The organism is Herbaspirillum sp. SJZ099 (assembly GCF_007828355.1).
Classification (GTDB): domain Bacteria; phylum Pseudomonadota; class Gammaproteobacteria; order Burkholderiales; family Burkholderiaceae_D; genus Herbaspirillum.
Window position 1 is genome coordinate 259398 of record NZ_VIUO01000002.1, and the last position, 15542, is coordinate 274939.

Here is a 15542-nt window from a genome sequence, read left to right on the forward strand (position 1 = left end):
CGTGAACCTGCGGATCGAGGAAACCGGCATCGTCGGCGCCGTGGTCGTATCTAGCGTGCGCCGCGGCGATGCGCGCGGCGGTTTCGCGCGCTGGTTCTGCGAGGATGAGCTGGCGTCCGTGCTGGGGGGCAGCCGCATCGTGCAAATCAACAATTCGGTTACGGCCGAGCCTGGCAGCGTGCGCGGCATGCATTTCCAATATGCGCCGCATGCCGAAAAAAAACTCATCCGCTGCATCGCCGGCCGCGTGTTCGACGTGGTGCTGGATCTGCGGCGCGGTTCGCCGACTTTCCTGCAATGGCGCGCGGTTGAACTGGCCGCCGGCGACGACCGCGCCATCCTGATTCCCGAGGGCTGCGCGCATGGTTTCCAGGCGCTCTCGGCTGACGCTTCCCTGCTTTACCTGCATACTGCGGCCTATGCGCAGGCTGCCGAAGGCGGCGTGCGCCACGATGATCCGCGCGCCGCGATCGCCTGGCCGCTGCCGCCGAAGAATTTGTCGCCGCGCGACCTCCAGCATCCGTTGCTGGCTTCCGATTTCGATGGAATCTCTCTATGAAATGCCGCCATTGCCAGACTGAATTGCATGACACCTTCATCGATCTGGGCTTCTCGCCGCCGTCCAACGCCTACCTGAAGGCGGAGGACTTGCAGCGGCCCGAGACCCATTACCCGCTGAAGGTGATGGTGTGCCGCCAGTGCTGGCTGGTGCAGACCGAGGATTACACGCATTACGACCAGTTGTTCGCTACCGACTACGCGTATTTCTCGTCAACCTCCAGCACCTGGCTCAAGCATGCTTCCGACTACGTCGACATGATCGCCGCGCGGTTGAACCTCGGTGCGAAGTCGCTGGTGGTGGAGCTGGCCGCTAACGATGGTTACCTGTTGCAGTACGTGCAGCAAAAAGGGATTCCCTGCCTGGGCGTGGAGCCGACCAGGAGTACCGCCGACGCCGCGCGCGAGAAGGGCATTCCCATTGTCGAGGAATTCTTCGGCGTTGCACTGGGGCAGCGTTTGCGCCGGAGCCATGGCGCAGCCGACCTGATCGCCGCCAACAACGTGTTGGCTCATGTGCCCGACATCAATGATTTTGTCGGCGGCATGGCGGCGCTGCTGGCCCCGCAGGGCACCGTGACGGTGGAGTGTCCGCATCTGCTGAACCTGATCGGGCAATCGCAGTTCGACACCATCTACCACGAGCATTTCTCTTACCTGTCGCTGGTGGCGGTGGAGCGCGTGATGCGCGCGCAAGGGCTGCGCGTATACGACGTCGAGGAGCTGCCCACGCACGGCGGCAGCCTGCGCATCTATGCCTGCCATCTGGATGCGGCGCTGGCCACGACGCCGGCGGTGACCGCCATGCTGGCGCGCGAACGCGCTTTCGGCCTGGAAAGCATCGAGGCCTACGACGGCTTCCAGCGCAAGGCCGAAGAAATCAAGGCCGGCTTGCTGGAATTCCTGCTGGCGCAAAAGCGCGCCGGCAAGAAGGTGTTGGCCTACGGCGCCGCGGCCAAGGGCAACACGCTGCTCAATTATTCCGGTGTCCATCCCGACCTGTTGCCGCTGGTGGCCGATGCCGCGCCTTCCAAGCAGGGCAAGTACATGCCGGGCAGCCATATCCCCATCGTTTCGCCGGCGCGCCTGCTGCAGGACAAACCCGACGTGGTGCTGATCCTGCCATGGAACATCAAGGACGAGGTGGCCCGGCAACTGGCCGAGATCCGCGGCTGGGGCGGCCATTTTGCCATCGCCGTGCCGCAGTTGCAGGTCTGGTGAGGCGCGCGGCGACACAATAAGGCATTCATGAACATCCATCTTTTCCAGATTTGCCCCGATGGCGGCGACGCCGGCGATGCCGGTTTCACGCCGCTGGCCAATCCCGCCTCCGATACCTGGGGCGACTTCGCTGCGATTCGCGGCTTTTTCCATGCGCAAGCGGTGGATGAGGAGCATTGGTACGCCTTCGTGCCGCGCGACTTCATCGCGCAGACCGGTTTGAACGCCGCGCACTTGATTGAATTGGCGCAGGCCGCGCCGGGGTGCGACGCTTATACCTTTTCTCCGCACACGGTCGATGCGGCCGGGAATTTGAACCTGCTCCTGCAGGGTGAGCGCCAGTTGCCGGGGTTGGCCGGCACGACGCGCGCCTTCCTGGAGAACGTGGGGTTGGCGCTCGATCCCGAGCATTTCGTGCCGCCCTGGCAAAGTAATGTGCTCAATGGCTTCGTGTTGGCCAAGCCGGTGTTTTGGCGGACTTGGTTCGATTTGGCCGAACGGCTGCATCAACTTGCGGACCAGGAGCCCGGGCCGCTCGCCGACCAGCTCAATTCGGTAGCGCCGGCGAGCCGGACGACCAGCGCCAAGCGCTTGCTGGGGGAGCGGCTGGCCTCGCTGGTGCTGGCGTTGGATCAGCAATTGACAATATGGCACTGCCCGCCTGCGCGGATGCCCGGGGCGCAGCAACTGGCGTCGCAGGACCTGGCGGCGCTCGAGGCGCTGCGCGCCGCTTATGCGCAATACAACGATCCTCTCGTGCGTTCCCGTTTCGATGCGCTGGCAGCGCGCCTGCTGCGTGAAATGGACGCGGCGCCGGTTCGCCCGCCGTCGGCGGTGGCGGCCGAGCAGCGCCCGCTCAGTATTTCTTCCGCTGCTGCGGCGATTTCGTCATCCGGGCTCAGGCTGGGCGGCATTTCGCCTGTCGCAGCTACCGATGCCGCCGCACAGGCCGCGCGCGGCGAACTGGTGTTCGGTTGCATGACCCACGTGCCGCTGCCGGTGAAGTTTCCCGATCATGTCTTGCCGATCTACCTGGGCGAATCGCAGCATGACGGCGCGCTCAACCTGCGCGACCTGGCGCCGGAATGGGTACCTTATCACCCCATCGTGGGCGGCATGCTGGGCAATTTCGCGCTGCGCAACCTGATCTTGCGCGAATATCCCAAGGCGCAGCGCGTGGGCGTGTGCATGTATCGCAAGTTTGTCTCGCGCGAGCGCATCAGCGGCGTGCCGGCCGACGACAACTGGATGATGGACGTGGTGTCCGACCGGGAATTTGCCAGCCAGAGCCTGGAGCAGATGCTGGAGCCGGGTTCCCAGGACTTCGTGGTCGGCCGCACCTGCGGCTTCAGCTATGGCGGCCAGGGCGCCGGCTACCTGACCCACTATGCGCATGCGCACCATGCCGAGGACCTGTTGCGCTACGCGGCGGCGGCAACCGAGCTGGGGGTGTTCGGCAAGGCCGAAGCCGAGGCATTCTTCAATGAAAAGGTGTTCTTCATGGGCGGTGTCGAACTGGGCGTGTTCCCGGCCCAGTTCTGGCTGCAGGCCATCGGCCAGATCGAGGCGGTGACCTGGTATTGCGTGCAGCGCTACGACACCCGCCGCGAGGGCTACCAGGCCCGCGCCTGGGCGTTCTGCGCCGAGCGCCTGGGCAGTTACCTGTTGTTGCGGGAATTGCGCGCGCGTTATGGCGAGCCGGCTTACCAGCGCTTCTTCGGCCAGCTCAACCTGATCACCAAGGGTGACCAGAAGCAATACGTGCCCAGCCACTGACGATGTTTTCCGGAAACGACAGCGCCGCCGCACTTTCAACGAGTGCGGCGGCGCTGTCGTTTTTGGCGCGTGCGGTTCGCAGTTCAGTCGGGCAGCAGCTTGCCCTGGTCCAGCCCGTAGTGCGCGATGATCTGCTGCAGGCAGGCCAGCGCATCTTCATCCCAGGTCGGCAGCGTGATGCCGAAGGTACGTTCCAGCTTGCCACAGTCCAGGCGCGAGTTGAGCGGGCGCTGCGGCGGCGTGGGATAGGTGGAGGTCGGCACCGGCGTGATCTGTTCCAGGCCCTTGAGCTTGACCGGGATGCCGCGCGCCATCAGTTCCCGGGCCACCAGCGAGGCATAGCCGTGCCAGGAGGTGGCGCCGGCCGCGGTCAGATGGTAAGTGCCGCTGGTGGCGTGCACCCGTTCGCGGCCACCGTGTTCGCCGGCCAGCATGCGGCAGCACACCGCGGCGATGGTCGAGGCCCAGGTCGGCGCGCCGAACTGGTCGCCGACGATGGTGTAAGCCTCTTTTTGCTGCGCCAGCCGGATCGCCGTCTTCATGAAATTGCCGCCATGCAGGTTGTACACCCAACTGGTGCGCAGGATCCAATGTGCCGCCCCGGTCGCGGCGATGGCCAGTTCGCCGTCGCGCTTGGTGGCGCCGTAGACGTTGATGGGGCAGGTCGGCATGTCTTCGGTGTAAGCGCCGGCATGGCTGCCGTCGAAGACGTAGTCGGTGGAAAAATGCAGCACCGCGGCGCCGATCTTCTTCGCTTCTTCGGCCAGCACGCCCGGTGCTTCGGCATTGATGGCGCGCGTCAGCGCGCTGTCCGATTCGGCCTTGACCACGGCGGTGTAGGCGGCCGGGTTGATGATCAGGTCGGGTTTGGCGGCCTGGACGGCCTGGCGTATGGCTTGCGGATCGGCCATGTCCAGCTGCGCGCGATGCGGCGCGATCACCTCGATGCGGTTTGGCATGGCGCGCAGGCGGCGCAGGAATTCGCCGCCCACCTGGCCGCTGGAACCTGTCAGCAGGATGCGCATGGATTTCATGGATGGGCTTTCATTCAAAGACTTCGGCCGCGTTCAGCAAGACGCCCAGCTTGTCTTTGTCGGACATGATGGGCGCATCCCGCAGTTGCCAGTCGATGCCGATGGCGGGGTCGTTCCAGAGGATGCAGCGCTCATGTTCGGGCATCCAGTAATCGGTGGTCTTGTAGAGGAATTCGGTATCGTCTTCCAGCACCGAGAAGCCATGCGCGAATCCGGGCGGAATCCAGAGTTGCAACTTGTTTTCTTCGCTTAACACTGTGCTGAACCATTGGCCGAAGGTCGGCGAGCTGCGGCGGATGTCGAGCGTTACGTCCAGCACGGCGCCGCGGGTGACGCGCACCAGTTTTCCTTGCGCATGGCGGATCTGGTAGTGCAAGCCACGCAGCACGTTGCGGGCCGACTTGGAATGGTTATCCTGGACGAATGGCGCGTCGATGCCGGTTGCCTCGCGGAAGCGCTGGGCATTGAAGCTTTCGTAGAAAAAACCGCGGCTGTCGCCGAACACGCGCGGTTCGATGAGGAGCACGCCGGAGAGGGGGGTGAGTTTGACCTGCATATTGATGGGGTTCCGGATGCTGGTTTTCAGTAGCTCATATCGGTCAGCAAGTGCATCAGGTACTGGCCGTAGGCATTCTTTTTCAAAGGCGCCGCCAATTTCTCCAGTTGCGCCGCATCGATGTAGCCGCGACGATAGGCGATCTCTTCCGGGCAGGCTACTTTCAGGCCCTGGCGCTTTTCGATCGTTGCGATGAACTGGCCCGCATCGAGCAGCGACTCGTGGGTGCCGGTGTCCAGCCAGGCGATGCCGCGTCCCATCAGTTCTACCTGCAGTTGGCCCATTTCCAGATAGGCCTTGTTGACGTCGGTGATTTCCAGTTCACCGCGCGCCGAGGGCTTGAGCGAGCGGGCGATGCCGCTCACCTGGCTGTCGTAGAAATACAGGCCGGTGACTGCGAAATTGGATTTCGGCTGCGCCGGCTTTTCTTCGATACCGATGGCCCTGCGCTGCTTGTCGAACTCGACCACGCCGTAGCGTTCCGGATCCTGCACGTGGTAGGCGAAGACGGTTGCGCCGTCGGCGCGTTCGCTGGCGGCGCGCATTGGCGGTTCCAGGTCGCGCCCGTAAAAGATGTTGTCGCCCAGGATTAGCGCGGAAGGATCGTTGCCGATGAAATCGCTGCCGATGATGAAGGCTTGCGCCAATCCGTCGGGCGACGGTTGCACTGCGTACTGGATATTGAGGCCCCATTGGCTGCCGTCCTTGAGCAGGTCGGCGAAGCGCGGCGTATCCTGCGGCGTGGAGATTACCAGGATGTCGCGGATGCCGGCCAGCATCAGGCTGGTCAGCGGGTAGTACACCATCGGCTTGTCGTAGATCGGCATGAGCTGCTTGGAAACCACCGTGGTGGCCGGATACAGGCGCGTGCCGGAGCCGCCGGCGAGAATGATGCCTTTGCGGCGGTTCGCTGTATGTTCCATTTTTATCCCCTCACGCCGTATTGCTGTTCCATCCATGTCAGATAGCCGCCCGAGCGCACATTGGCCACCCATTGCGGATTGGCCAGGTACCATTGAACTGTCTTGCGGATGCCGCTTTCGAAGGTCTCGGCCGGCTTCCAGCCCAGTTCGCGTTCGATCTTGCGGGCATCGATGGCGTAGCGGCGGTCGTGCCCCGGGCGATCCTTGACGAAGGTGATCTGGTCGCGATAGCTGCCGTCGGCCTTGGGTTTGAGCTGGTCGAGGATGTCGCACAGGGTGTGCACCACGTCCAGGTTGGCTTTTTCGTTCCAGCCGCCGACGTTGTAGGTTTCTCCCGGCTTGCCGCGCGCCAGCACTTCCCGGATCGCCGCGCAGTGGTCGCGCACGTACAGCCAGTCGCGCACTTGCATGCCGTCGCCGTAGACCGGCAGCGGCTTGCCGTCCAGCGCATTGGAGATCACCAGCGGGATCAGCTTTTCCGGGAAGTGGTAGGGGCCGTAATTGTTGGAGCAGTTGGTGGTCAGCGTAGGCAGGCCGTAGGTGTGGCGGTAAGCCCGCACCAGATGGTCGGAGGCCGCCTTGGAGGCCGAGTAGGGGCTGTTGGGGGCATACGGCGTGGTTTCCGAGAATGGCGCGTCTTGCGGTCCCAGCGTGCCGTAGACCTCATCGGTGGAAACGTGCAGGAAGCGGAAGGCCTCGCGCTCCTCGCCCTGCAACGTGCTCCAGTAGCGGCGCGCCGCTTCCAGCAGGTTGAAGGTGCCGTTGACGTTGGTGCGGATGAATTCGTCCGGGCTGGCGATGGAGCGGTCGACGTGGCTCTCCGCTGCGAAATGCAGGATCGCCCGGGGCCGGTGTTGCGCGAACAGTGCGGCGATGGCCGTGTCGTCGCAGATATCCGTTTGCGAGAAAAGATAGCGGGCATCGTCGGCGATGCAGGCCAGGTTGTAGGGATTGCCGGCGTAGGTCAGCTTGTCGATGTTGAGCACGGGACCGGCCGTACCGGACGCCAGCCAGTCGAGGATGAAGTTGCTGCCGATGAAGCCGGCGCCGCCGGTGACAAAAATCATATGCTTGGGGAGCTCAGGATTTAAAGCCGTTGGGGTTCATCTGTTGCCAGCGCCATGAGTCGGCGCATATGGCATCCAAGCCTCGTTGGGCTTCCCAGCCCAGTTTGCGCTTTGCTGCGGCGGGGTTGGCGTAATATTCGGCAATGTCGCCCGGGCGGCGCTCGGCGATGATGTAGGGCAGTGTTTTGCCGCAGGCCTTCTCATAGGCCTTGACCACGTCCAGCACGCTGTGGCCGGTGCCGGTGCCGAGGTTGATGGCGAAGCATTGCGGTTCGGTCAGTGTTTGCAGCGCAGCCAGGTGTCCGGTTGCCAGGTCGACCACGTGAATGAAATCGCGTACGCCGGTGCCGTCAGGCGTCGGGTAGTCGCCGCCCCAGATGTTGAGCCGCTCGCGGCGGCCGATGGCGACTTGCGCCACGAACGGCATCAGGTTGTTGGGGATGCCGTCGGGGTCTTCGCCGATCAGGCCGCTTTCATGTGCGCCCACCGGATTGAAGTAGCGCAACAGGGCGATCTTCCAGTCGGGATGCGCGCGGTAGCAGTCGCGCAAGATGTCTTCGACCATCATCTTGCTGCGGCCGTAGGGACTGCTGGCCGCCAGCGGGTGGTCTTCGTCCAGCGGCAGATATTGGGGAGGGGCGTAGACCGTGGCCGACGAACTGAAGACAATGGTCTTGACGCCCGTGGCTTCCATGGCCTCCAGCAGGCGCACGGTGCCTACGACGTTGTTGTCGTAGTACATGAGCGGTTGCTCGACCGATTCGCCGACGGCCTTCAGGCCGGCGAAGTGGATCACCGCTTCGCATTTGAATTCGCGCAGCACGCTCTCCAGCTGTTCGCGGTTGCGGACGTCGCCTTTGACCAGCGATACGGACTTGCCCGCGATTTTCTGGACGCGGGCGACCGCTTCCGGGCTGCTGTTGCAGAAATTGTCGAAGACGATGACTTCGTGGCCTGCCTTGAGCAGTTCCACGCAGGTATGCGAGCCGATATAGCCGGCGCCGCCGGTGACGAGGATGTTCATGGGTGCTTCCGATTCTGAAAACCGCAACAGGGCGATTATGTCAGACTCTGGTAGAAAGCGATCTGGTTCTCGGAGAGCGCGCGCAGGTCCTCATTGTTGAGGTAGCCGGCGTACCACTGTGCCGTCAGCTCCAGCGCCGTATAGAGCTCCATCCTGGGGATCCAGTCCAGGCGCTGGCGCGCCTTGGAGATGTCCAGGCGCAGGAAAGCCGCCTCGTGCGGCGCATGCGGCTGCGGTTCCAGGCGCACCTCGACCGGCGTCACGTCGTTCTTCTGCAGCGAATGGTTGAAGGTGGCGCACAACTGGCTGACGGTCTGCAGATCGGTATCGGCCGGGCCGAAGTTCCATCCCTCGGCATACTTGTTGCCGTGCTCGTAGAGCAACTGGCCGATCTGCAGGTAGCCCGACAGCGGCTCCAGCACGAACTGCCAGGGGCGCACTGCATGCGGGTTGCGGATATTGACCGGTTCATCTTTTTCCAGCGCGCGGATGAAGTCGGGAATCAGGCGGTCGGCCGCGAAGTCGCCGCCGCCGATGACGTTGCCTGCGCGCACGCTGGCGATGCCGGTCTGGTTGTCGGGATCCTTGGCGAAAAAGGAGCGGCGGTAGGCTGAGGTGACCAGTTCGGCCGCGCCTTTGCTGCTGCTGTAGGGATCGTGCCCGCCCATCGGGTCATCCTCGCGGTAGCCCCACAGCCATTCGCGGTTTTCATAGCATTTGTCGCTGGTGACCACCACCACTGAGCGCACGCTGGGCGTGTTGCGCACGGCTTCGAGCACATGCGCGGTGCCCATCACGTTGGTGGCGTAGGTGTCGAGCGGGGTCAGGTAGGAGTCGCGCACCAGCGGCTGCGCCGCCAGGTGGAACACGATGTCGGGCTGGACGGCGGCCATGGTTTCGGCCACGTGCCTGGCGTCGCGTACGTCGCCGGTCGTGGTTTGCACGCAATTTTGCAGGCGCGCGAGATGGAACAGGCTGGGATTGGTCGGCGCAGGCAGGGAATAGCCGCTGACTTTCGCCCCCATGAGGTGCAGCCACAACGTCAGCCAACTGCCTTTGAAGCCCGTATGTCCGGTTACGAAAACGCGCTTGTCGCGCCAAAAGTTAGCCATCAGGCAGCCTCATACACGTATTGCGGAGAGTCGTTTGAGTGCAGAGGCGAGAATGCGGTGCTGCACGCGGACGACCGGTAAAAGCAGTGTTGCAGGCCTTCCTGTTTTTCCGCGCCGATGTCACGTTTCCCTGCGAAACCACGACTGCATGGTTATGGTTGCTCTTCCCTCGCAGTGGCGCCTTGCGGCATCGACTGCGACGGTCAGATTAGAACATGGGGTTTTTGCGCTTCATGCGAGAATCAGGAGGGTATTTGTCATCTAATCCCGGCGTATATCTTTGCGCCAACAAAAATTTACTTCCGACACCGCCGGAAATCCCGGGGAAGCCAGCAGGGGAGCGGCTTTGACAGGGTAATGGTGGAACGGGGTGTATCGCCATCTGCGGTGGTATGCCGCAGCTGCAGCCAGCACCGCCAGCATCCGGATTGATGTGGCGGCCTGGATTTCAGTCAGTCGGAGGGAAGCAGCGAAATGATTTGCGAACCGAATGCATTGTCGGCCGCCAGGCCGGCGCCGGTGCTGCAGGGTTCCTCGTCGAAGGCGATGTCGCCGTTGGCGTCGGCCTCGCCACTGGCTTGCAGCGCGGCAAAACCGAACAGGTCGCGATCCATCAGGTGCGAGGGCACCACGGTCGACAGCGCCGAGAAGATGTTGTCGACCCGGCCCGGGAATTTCTTTTCCCATTCGCGCATCAGGCCCTTGATCTGCTTGCGTTGCAGGTTCTCCTGGCTGCCGCACAGGTCGCAGGGGATGATGGGGAACTGCTTGATATCGGCGTAGCGGATCAGGTCGGCTTCTTTCACATAGGCCAGCGGGCGGATCACGATTTGCTTGCCATCGTCGGACTGCAGCTTGGGCGGCATGCCCTTCAGCTTCGCGCCGAAGAACATGTTGAGGAAGAAGGTTTCCAGGATGTCATCGCGATGGTGGCCCAGCGCCACCTTGGTGGCGCCCAGCTCGGTGGCGACCCGGTACAGGATGCCCCGGCGCAGGCGCGAGCACAGTGCGCAGGTGGTCTTACCTTCAGGTACCACGCGCTTGACGATGCTGTAGGTATCCTGGTTTTCGATGTGGTAAGGCACGCCGAGTTTTTCCAGGTAGGCCGGCAGCACGTCGGCCGGGAAATTGGGTTGTTTCTGGTCGAGGTTGACGGCGACGATGTCGAAATGGATCGGCGCGCGCTCGCGCAGCGTCAGCAGGATGTCCAGCAGCGCATAGCTGTCCTTGCCGCCCGAGAGGCAGACCATGACCTTGTCGCCGTCCTCGATCATGTTGAAGTCGCCGATGGCCTGGCCGACCTGGCGGCACAGCCGCTTGTGCAGCTTGTTGTTCTCGTAGGCGATCTTCTCCGCCTTCTTGGCGCCGATGGCGGCCTGGTCGGATGCGTCGCCGGCAGGGAGGGCGGCGGAGGTGTCGGCGGAGGGATGGAGTCGGTCGTTCATGGTGCTGCCCGTTGGTTGGTTCAGTTGTCGCGTTTGATGCGGAAGACTTCCACGCCGACCGCGTCGCAGTCGGGGTAAACATCCGGCTTTTCGGTCGACACGCGCGCCGCGCGCACTTTCGGATGCGCCAGCATGGCGGCGACCACGTCGTCGCACAGGGTTTCCTGCAGGTGGATGTGGCCCTGCGCCATGCGGCGGGCGATGGTGGAGCGGATGAAATCGTAGTCCACCACTTCATCCAGCAAGTCGGCCTTGGGCGTCGAGTCGGCCAGCGGGATGAACAGGTCGACGTTGATCAGGATGCGCTGCTCGCCCTTCTTCTCGAATTCGTGCACGCCGATGTTGATGAGCACTTCATAGTTGCGCAGGAACAGGCGGCGGCAATCTTGCAGGGACGGATGGAACAATGCGAGCATGATAAGAAAGGAAAGAGATTATTTCGCTACGAACATGACGTCGCGCGAAAGGGGGAGCAAATGCTGGCCGCCATCGACCAGCAAGGTGGCGCCGGTAACCGCCGGCGCCGAGGCGACATAGCAGACCGCGGCGGCGATGTCGTCGGGCGTGCTGCTCTTGCCCAATGGCGTGACCTGGTGGGCGCGGCCGAACTCTTCGGCCGTCTGGTCGCCTGAGGCCATGGTGATGCCCGGCGCCACGCCGACCACCCGCACGCGCGGCGCCAGCGCTTGCGCCAGCAGCGTGGTGGCGCTGTGCAGCGCGGCCTTGGACAGCGTGTACGACAGGTAGTCGGGGTTGGGATTGTACAGTTTCTGGTCCAGCAGGTTGACCACCACCGACTGCCCGCCCTCGGGCGTGGCCTCGAACAGCGCCTGCGCCAGCAATACCGGGGCGCCGACGTTGGCGCACATGTGGCGCATCAGGCGCGCATTGCCGAAACTGGCGGCATCGTCGAAATCGAACAGGGAGGCGTTGTTGACCACGCACGACACGCGCCCCAGCGGCGCGACCTGTTGTAACAAGCCGCGCACTTCCTCCTCGTTGCCCAGTTCGCAGCGCACCGCCAGCGCGCGGCGTCCCAGCGCCTCGATCTCGCGCACCACGTCATCGGCTTCGTCGCGCGAGCGGTTGTAATGCACGGCCACATCCCAGCCGGCATGCGCCAGCGCCAGCGCGATGTGGCGGCCGATGCGGCGCGCGGCGCCGGTGACCAGGGCTACGCGTGGGGCGGTGCGGGAATAGGGTTGGGATGTCATAAGTTCAAATACAATACGGCCCATGCAATTGCAATTACCTGAACCAGGCGCCGATGCACAGGCCGCCTCACAAGCCCTCCGGCAACTGATCGCTGGCGAGATCGCCGCGGCGGGCGGCTGGATATCATTCGAGCGCTACATGGAGCTGGCGCTGTATGCGCCGCAATTCGGCTATTACAGCGGCGGCGCGGCCAAATTGGGCAAAGACGGTGATTTTACAACCGCCCCGGAAATTTCGCCGCTGTTTGGCGCGACTTTGGCGCATTTGGCGACAGAACTGATCGCAACCAGTGGATCGATTGCCAATGTTTTCCTCGAATTCGGGGCCGGCACCGGCAAATTGGCGTTCGACATCCTGTCGGAACTGAAATCCCGCAACCAGTTGCCGCAACAATATTTCATTGTGGAAATATCGGCCCAGCTGCGCGCGCGCCAGCGCGAAACCTTGGGGGAATTCGCCGCGCTGGTCGAATGGCTGGATGCCTTGCCGGAAAGTTTTTCCGGCATCGTGTTGGGCAACGAGGTGCTGGACGCCATGCCGGTGCGCCTGGCGATCAAGGCGGACGGCATCTGGCTGGAGCGCGGCGTGGCCGTCAATGCCGAGGGCGCCTTCGTATTTGCCGACCGCGCCGTGGATGGGTTGCCGGTGGCGCAGATTCCCGATGCCGAGGCATTGCCCGAAGGCTACCTGACCGAACTGGCGCCGGTGGCAATCGGTTTCATGCGCACGCTGGCGGGCATGATCGCGCGCGGCGCAGGCGCCGTGGCGATCTTGCCGGACTACGGTTTCCCGGCGGCCGAATACTATCTGGACGACCGCTCGCAGGGCACGCTGATGTGCCATTACCGCCACCATGCGCATCCCGACCCTTTCTACCTGCCGGGGCTGCAGGACATCACCGCCCACGTCGATTTCACCGCCATGGCGGTGGCCGCCGTGGAAGCGGGTGCGGAAGTGCTGGCCTATGCCAGTCAGGGCGCTTTCCTGCTCAACGCCGGCATCGGCGAACTGCTGCTGCGCACCTCGCCGGAGGCTAGCCTGCAATATCTGCCGCAAGCCAACGCCATGCAGAAACTGATTTCACCCGCCGAGATGGGCGAGCTGTTCAAGGTGCTGGCCATCGGCAAGAACGTGGAGTGGCCACAGCGCATGCTGCGCCATGACCGCACCCACCGCCTGTGAAGGAGCTCGCGTGATACGCTGGGTTGTCGTGATTTTTCTCGCCGTGATCGTGTTTTCGTCGCTGCTGCCCTGGCTGGAAAAGCTGGGCATCGGCCGTTTGCCGGGCGACTTGCGTTTCCGCCTGTTCGGCCGCACCTTCTCGTTGCCGTTCGCTTCGACTATCTTGTTGTCGACGGTGGTGTTCATCCTGGCGAAGATCTTGTAAAAGAGCGCGGAGCGGATATGCGGGTATTGCTGGTGGAAGACGATCCCATGGTGGGCGAAGCGGTGCGCAAGGGTTTGCGCCAGGACGGTTTCGCCATCGACTGGGTGCAGGACGGCAAGTCGGCCGACGCCGCCTTGCGCAACGAAGACTACGCCATGCTGCTGCTCGACCTCGGCCTGCCGCACAAGGATGGGCTGGCGGTCTTGAAGACCCTGCGCGAGCGCGGCAACCGCATCCCGGTACTGATCACCACCGCACGCGATGCCGTGGCCGACCGCGTGGCAGGCCTGGATGCCGGCGCCGACGATTACCTGATCAAGCCGTTCGACTTGGAAGAACTCGGCGCCCGCATGCGCGCGCTGCTGCGCCGCCAGTCCGGCCGCGCCGACAGCCTGGTGCAGGTGCGCGAGGTGGTCTTGAACCCCGCCACCCATGAAGTCACCGTGGCCGGCCAGCCGGTCAACCTGTCGGCCCGCGAGTTCACCCTGCTGCATGCCTTCATGGACCGCCCCGGCGTGGTGCTGTCGCGCGCCCAGCTGGAAGAAAAGCTCTACGGCTGGGACGACAGCATCGAAAGCAATGCCGTCGAAGTGCACATCCACGCGCTGCGCAAGAAGGTCGGCAGCGATTTCATCAAGAATGTGCGCGGCGTCGGCTATCTGGTGCCGGCATGAACTCGATGCGCAACAAGCTGCTGCTGTGGCTCGGGCTGGGGCTGTTCTCCATCATCGTGGCCGCCGGCGTCGGGCTGTATTTCCAGGCGCGCGGCGAGGCCAACCAGATCTTCGATTACCAGATGCGCCAGATCGCCGCCTCGCTGCCGCGGCAGGCTTTCTCGCCGATTTCGCCGGGGCAGCAACTGCCGGAACTGGAAGACGAGATCATGATGCAGATCTGGGACAGCAGCGGCACCGTCATTTACCACTCGCACGCGCGCGGCGCCATGCCGCGCCAGGCCGAGCTGGGTTTTGTCAACGTGCACGGGCCCAACGGCATGTGGCGCGTCTACAGCGCCCAGGTCGGCAGCACGGTGGTGCAGGTGGCGCAGCCGCAAAGCGCGCGCGACGAGATCGCCGCGCAGATGGCGGTCAAGACGGTGGCGCCGTTGTTCCTGCTGTTCCCGCTGATCGGCATCCTGGCGTGGCTGGCGGTCAGCCGTGGGCTGGCGCCGGTGCGGCGCGCGGCGGCCGAGGTGCAGGCGCGCGACATGAATTCCCTGATGCCGATCGCCGACGTCGGCCTGCCGCAGGAAATCCAGCCCTTGACCCATGCGCTCAACGACCTGCTGGCGCGCCTGAAACAATCGACCGAGGCGCAGCGCGCCTTCGTGGCCGATGCCGCGCATGAACTGCGCACCCCGCTGACGGCCTTGCGCCTGCAGGCGCAACTGGCCGAACGCGCGGCCGATGAAGGCGAGCGCAAGGCCGCTTTTGCCGATTTGAAGAATGGCCTGGAGCGCGCCACGCACCTGGTGCATCAGTTGTTGACCCTGGCGCGCCAGGAGCCCGATGCGATGCGCTTCGCGCCGGTCGACCTGCGTGAGCTCCTGCGCGGCGTGGTGGCCGACCTGTCTTCGGTGGCCAGCGACGGAGATATCGACCTGGGATTGTCCGGCGAGGATGGCGACGGCGGCCCGTTGATGGTGAGCGGCAATGCTGACGCCCTGCGCATCCTGTTCAACAACCTGGTCGACAACGCCTTGCGTTACACGCCGGCCGGCGGCGTGGTGGATGTGTCGTTGGCCATGCCGGAGCAAGGAAAATGTGCGGTGCTGATCCAGGACAGCGGCCCGGGCATCGCCGAGAGCGAGATGCCGCGCGTATTCGACCGCTTCTATCGCGCGCGTCGTCCGCAAGAGCAGAACGCCGGCCGCGCCGCGTTCGGCAGCGGACTGGGGTTGGCCATCGTGCGCCAGATCGCCGATTTGCATCGTGTGCCGGTGGAACTCAACAATACCGGCAAGGGACTGCAGGCGCGCGTCACGTTTGTGCTGTTGCCATAGTTGATTCGACGCGCAGTGTCGGGATGGTGAGAGACGCTGGAACCCGACCTTCGTCAGAGCTACGGTGTGCGGTGGACTGCGCCGGTTTGCCGCCTGCCGCTTTCTTCCTGCCTTAAGTTTGTCTTAATTTTCCCGCCTTAATCTTCACTCCAACGGTCGAGCAGCCGCGGCATCCCAAGCCCACCAGCTGCCGGGCCACCGATATTTCTCTGGAAAGCAAAG

Annotated in this window: 16 protein-coding genes; 7 read left to right on the forward strand and 9 right to left on the reverse strand. The window is 63.8% G+C overall.

Going from position 1 to position 15542, the window contains the following annotated elements; all coding sequences use genetic code 11:
• Window position 1: 1 nt before the first annotated feature.
• Genes FB597_RS06215 through FB597_RS06225 form a run of 3 tightly spaced genes read left to right on the forward strand, consistent with a single transcriptional unit; the run spans window position 2 to window position 3555 of the window.
• A complete protein-coding gene (locus FB597_RS06215) occupies window positions 2-559 on the forward strand; it encodes a dTDP-4-dehydrorhamnose 3,5-epimerase family protein (protein WP_144768657.1) in 558 nt (185 codons plus the stop codon).
• A complete protein-coding gene (locus tag FB597_RS06220) occupies window positions 556-1779 on the forward strand; it encodes a class I SAM-dependent methyltransferase (protein ID WP_141913964.1) in 1224 nt (407 codons plus the stop codon). The genes FB597_RS06215 and FB597_RS06220 overlap by 4 nt, the downstream gene beginning before the upstream one ends.
• 27 nt (window positions 1780-1806) lie before the next feature.
• Entirely contained in the window at window positions 1807-3555 is a 1749-nt protein-coding gene (locus tag FB597_RS06225) for a hypothetical protein (RefSeq protein WP_141913963.1), read from the forward strand.
• A gap of 83 nt (window positions 3556-3638) precedes the next feature.
• Here FB597_RS06225 and rfbD read toward each other — a convergent pair whose 3' ends face one another.
• The 9 genes from rfbD to FB597_RS06270 all read right to left on the reverse strand — a co-directional run bounded on the left by rfbD (window position 3639) and on the right by FB597_RS06270 (window position 11930).
• Window positions 3639-4589: a dTDP-4-dehydrorhamnose reductase gene (gene rfbD / locus FB597_RS06230; protein ID WP_144768659.1), complete on the reverse strand. Its 951-nt coding sequence runs from the start codon at window positions 4587-4589 to the stop codon at window positions 3639-3641.
• Window positions 4590-4599: 10 nt separating this feature from the next.
• Window positions 4600-5145 (reverse strand): dTDP-4-dehydrorhamnose 3,5-epimerase, encoded by a 546-nt coding sequence (rfbC, locus tag FB597_RS06235; RefSeq protein ID WP_144768661.1) that lies wholly within the window; start codon window positions 5143-5145, stop codon window positions 4600-4602.
• 26 nt (window positions 5146-5171) lie between these two features.
• Window positions 5172-6068, reverse strand: coding sequence for a glucose-1-phosphate thymidylyltransferase RfbA (gene rfbA / locus FB597_RS06240; RefSeq protein ID WP_144768663.1), 897 nt, complete (start codon window positions 6066-6068; stop codon window positions 5172-5174).
• Between the two features lie 2 nt (window positions 6069-6070).
• Window positions 6071-7135 (reverse strand): dTDP-glucose 4,6-dehydratase, encoded by a 1065-nt coding sequence (gene rfbB / locus FB597_RS06245; RefSeq protein WP_144768665.1) that lies wholly within the window; start codon window positions 7133-7135, stop codon window positions 6071-6073.
• A gap of 13 nt (window positions 7136-7148) precedes the next feature.
• Entirely contained in the window at window positions 7149-8159 is a 1011-nt protein-coding gene (gene galE, locus FB597_RS06250; RefSeq protein WP_144768667.1) for a UDP-glucose 4-epimerase GalE, read from the reverse strand.
• 35 nt (window positions 8160-8194) lie between these two features.
• A complete protein-coding gene (rfbG, locus tag FB597_RS06255; protein ID WP_186442744.1) occupies window positions 8195-9271 on the reverse strand; it encodes a CDP-glucose 4,6-dehydratase in 1077 nt (358 codons plus the stop codon).
• 452 nt (window positions 9272-9723) lie between these two features.
• Window positions 9724-10716: a tRNA 2-thiocytidine(32) synthetase TtcA gene (gene ttcA / locus FB597_RS06260; RefSeq protein ID WP_255517089.1), complete on the reverse strand. Its 993-nt coding sequence runs from the start codon at window positions 10714-10716 to the stop codon at window positions 9724-9726.
• Between the two features lie 20 nt (window positions 10717-10736).
• Window positions 10737-11132 carry a dihydroneopterin aldolase gene (locus FB597_RS06265; protein WP_183405700.1) on the reverse strand — a complete coding sequence of 132 codons (396 nt, stop codon included), beginning with the start codon at window positions 11130-11132 and terminating at the stop codon, window positions 10737-10739.
• Between the two features lie 18 nt (window positions 11133-11150).
• A complete protein-coding gene (locus tag FB597_RS06270; RefSeq protein ID WP_144768671.1) occupies window positions 11151-11930 on the reverse strand; it encodes an SDR family oxidoreductase in 780 nt (259 codons plus the stop codon).
• Window positions 11931-11952: 22 nt separating this feature from the next.
• On the opposite strand from FB597_RS06270, the gene FB597_RS06275 reads away from it, so the two are divergent.
• Genes FB597_RS06275 through FB597_RS06290 form a run of 4 tightly spaced genes read left to right on the forward strand, consistent with a single transcriptional unit; the run spans window position 11953 to window position 15320 of the window.
• Window positions 11953-13113: a class I SAM-dependent methyltransferase gene (locus FB597_RS06275; RefSeq protein ID WP_144768673.1), complete on the forward strand. Its 1161-nt coding sequence runs from the start codon at window positions 11953-11955 to the stop codon at window positions 13111-13113.
• Between the two features lie 10 nt (window positions 13114-13123).
• Entirely contained in the window at window positions 13124-13318 is a 195-nt protein-coding gene (locus tag FB597_RS06280) for a DUF2905 domain-containing protein (RefSeq protein WP_050467708.1), read from the forward strand.
• Between the two features lie 17 nt (window positions 13319-13335).
• Complete coding sequence (locus tag FB597_RS06285; RefSeq protein WP_141913953.1) at window positions 13336-13992, forward strand: response regulator; 657 nt, start codon at window positions 13336-13338, stop codon at window positions 13990-13992.
• Entirely contained in the window at window positions 13989-15320 is a 1332-nt protein-coding gene (locus FB597_RS06290) for an ATP-binding protein (protein WP_144768675.1), read from the forward strand. Before FB597_RS06285 ends, FB597_RS06290 begins: the two co-directional genes overlap by 4 nt.
• Window positions 15321-15542: the final 222 nt, after the last annotated feature.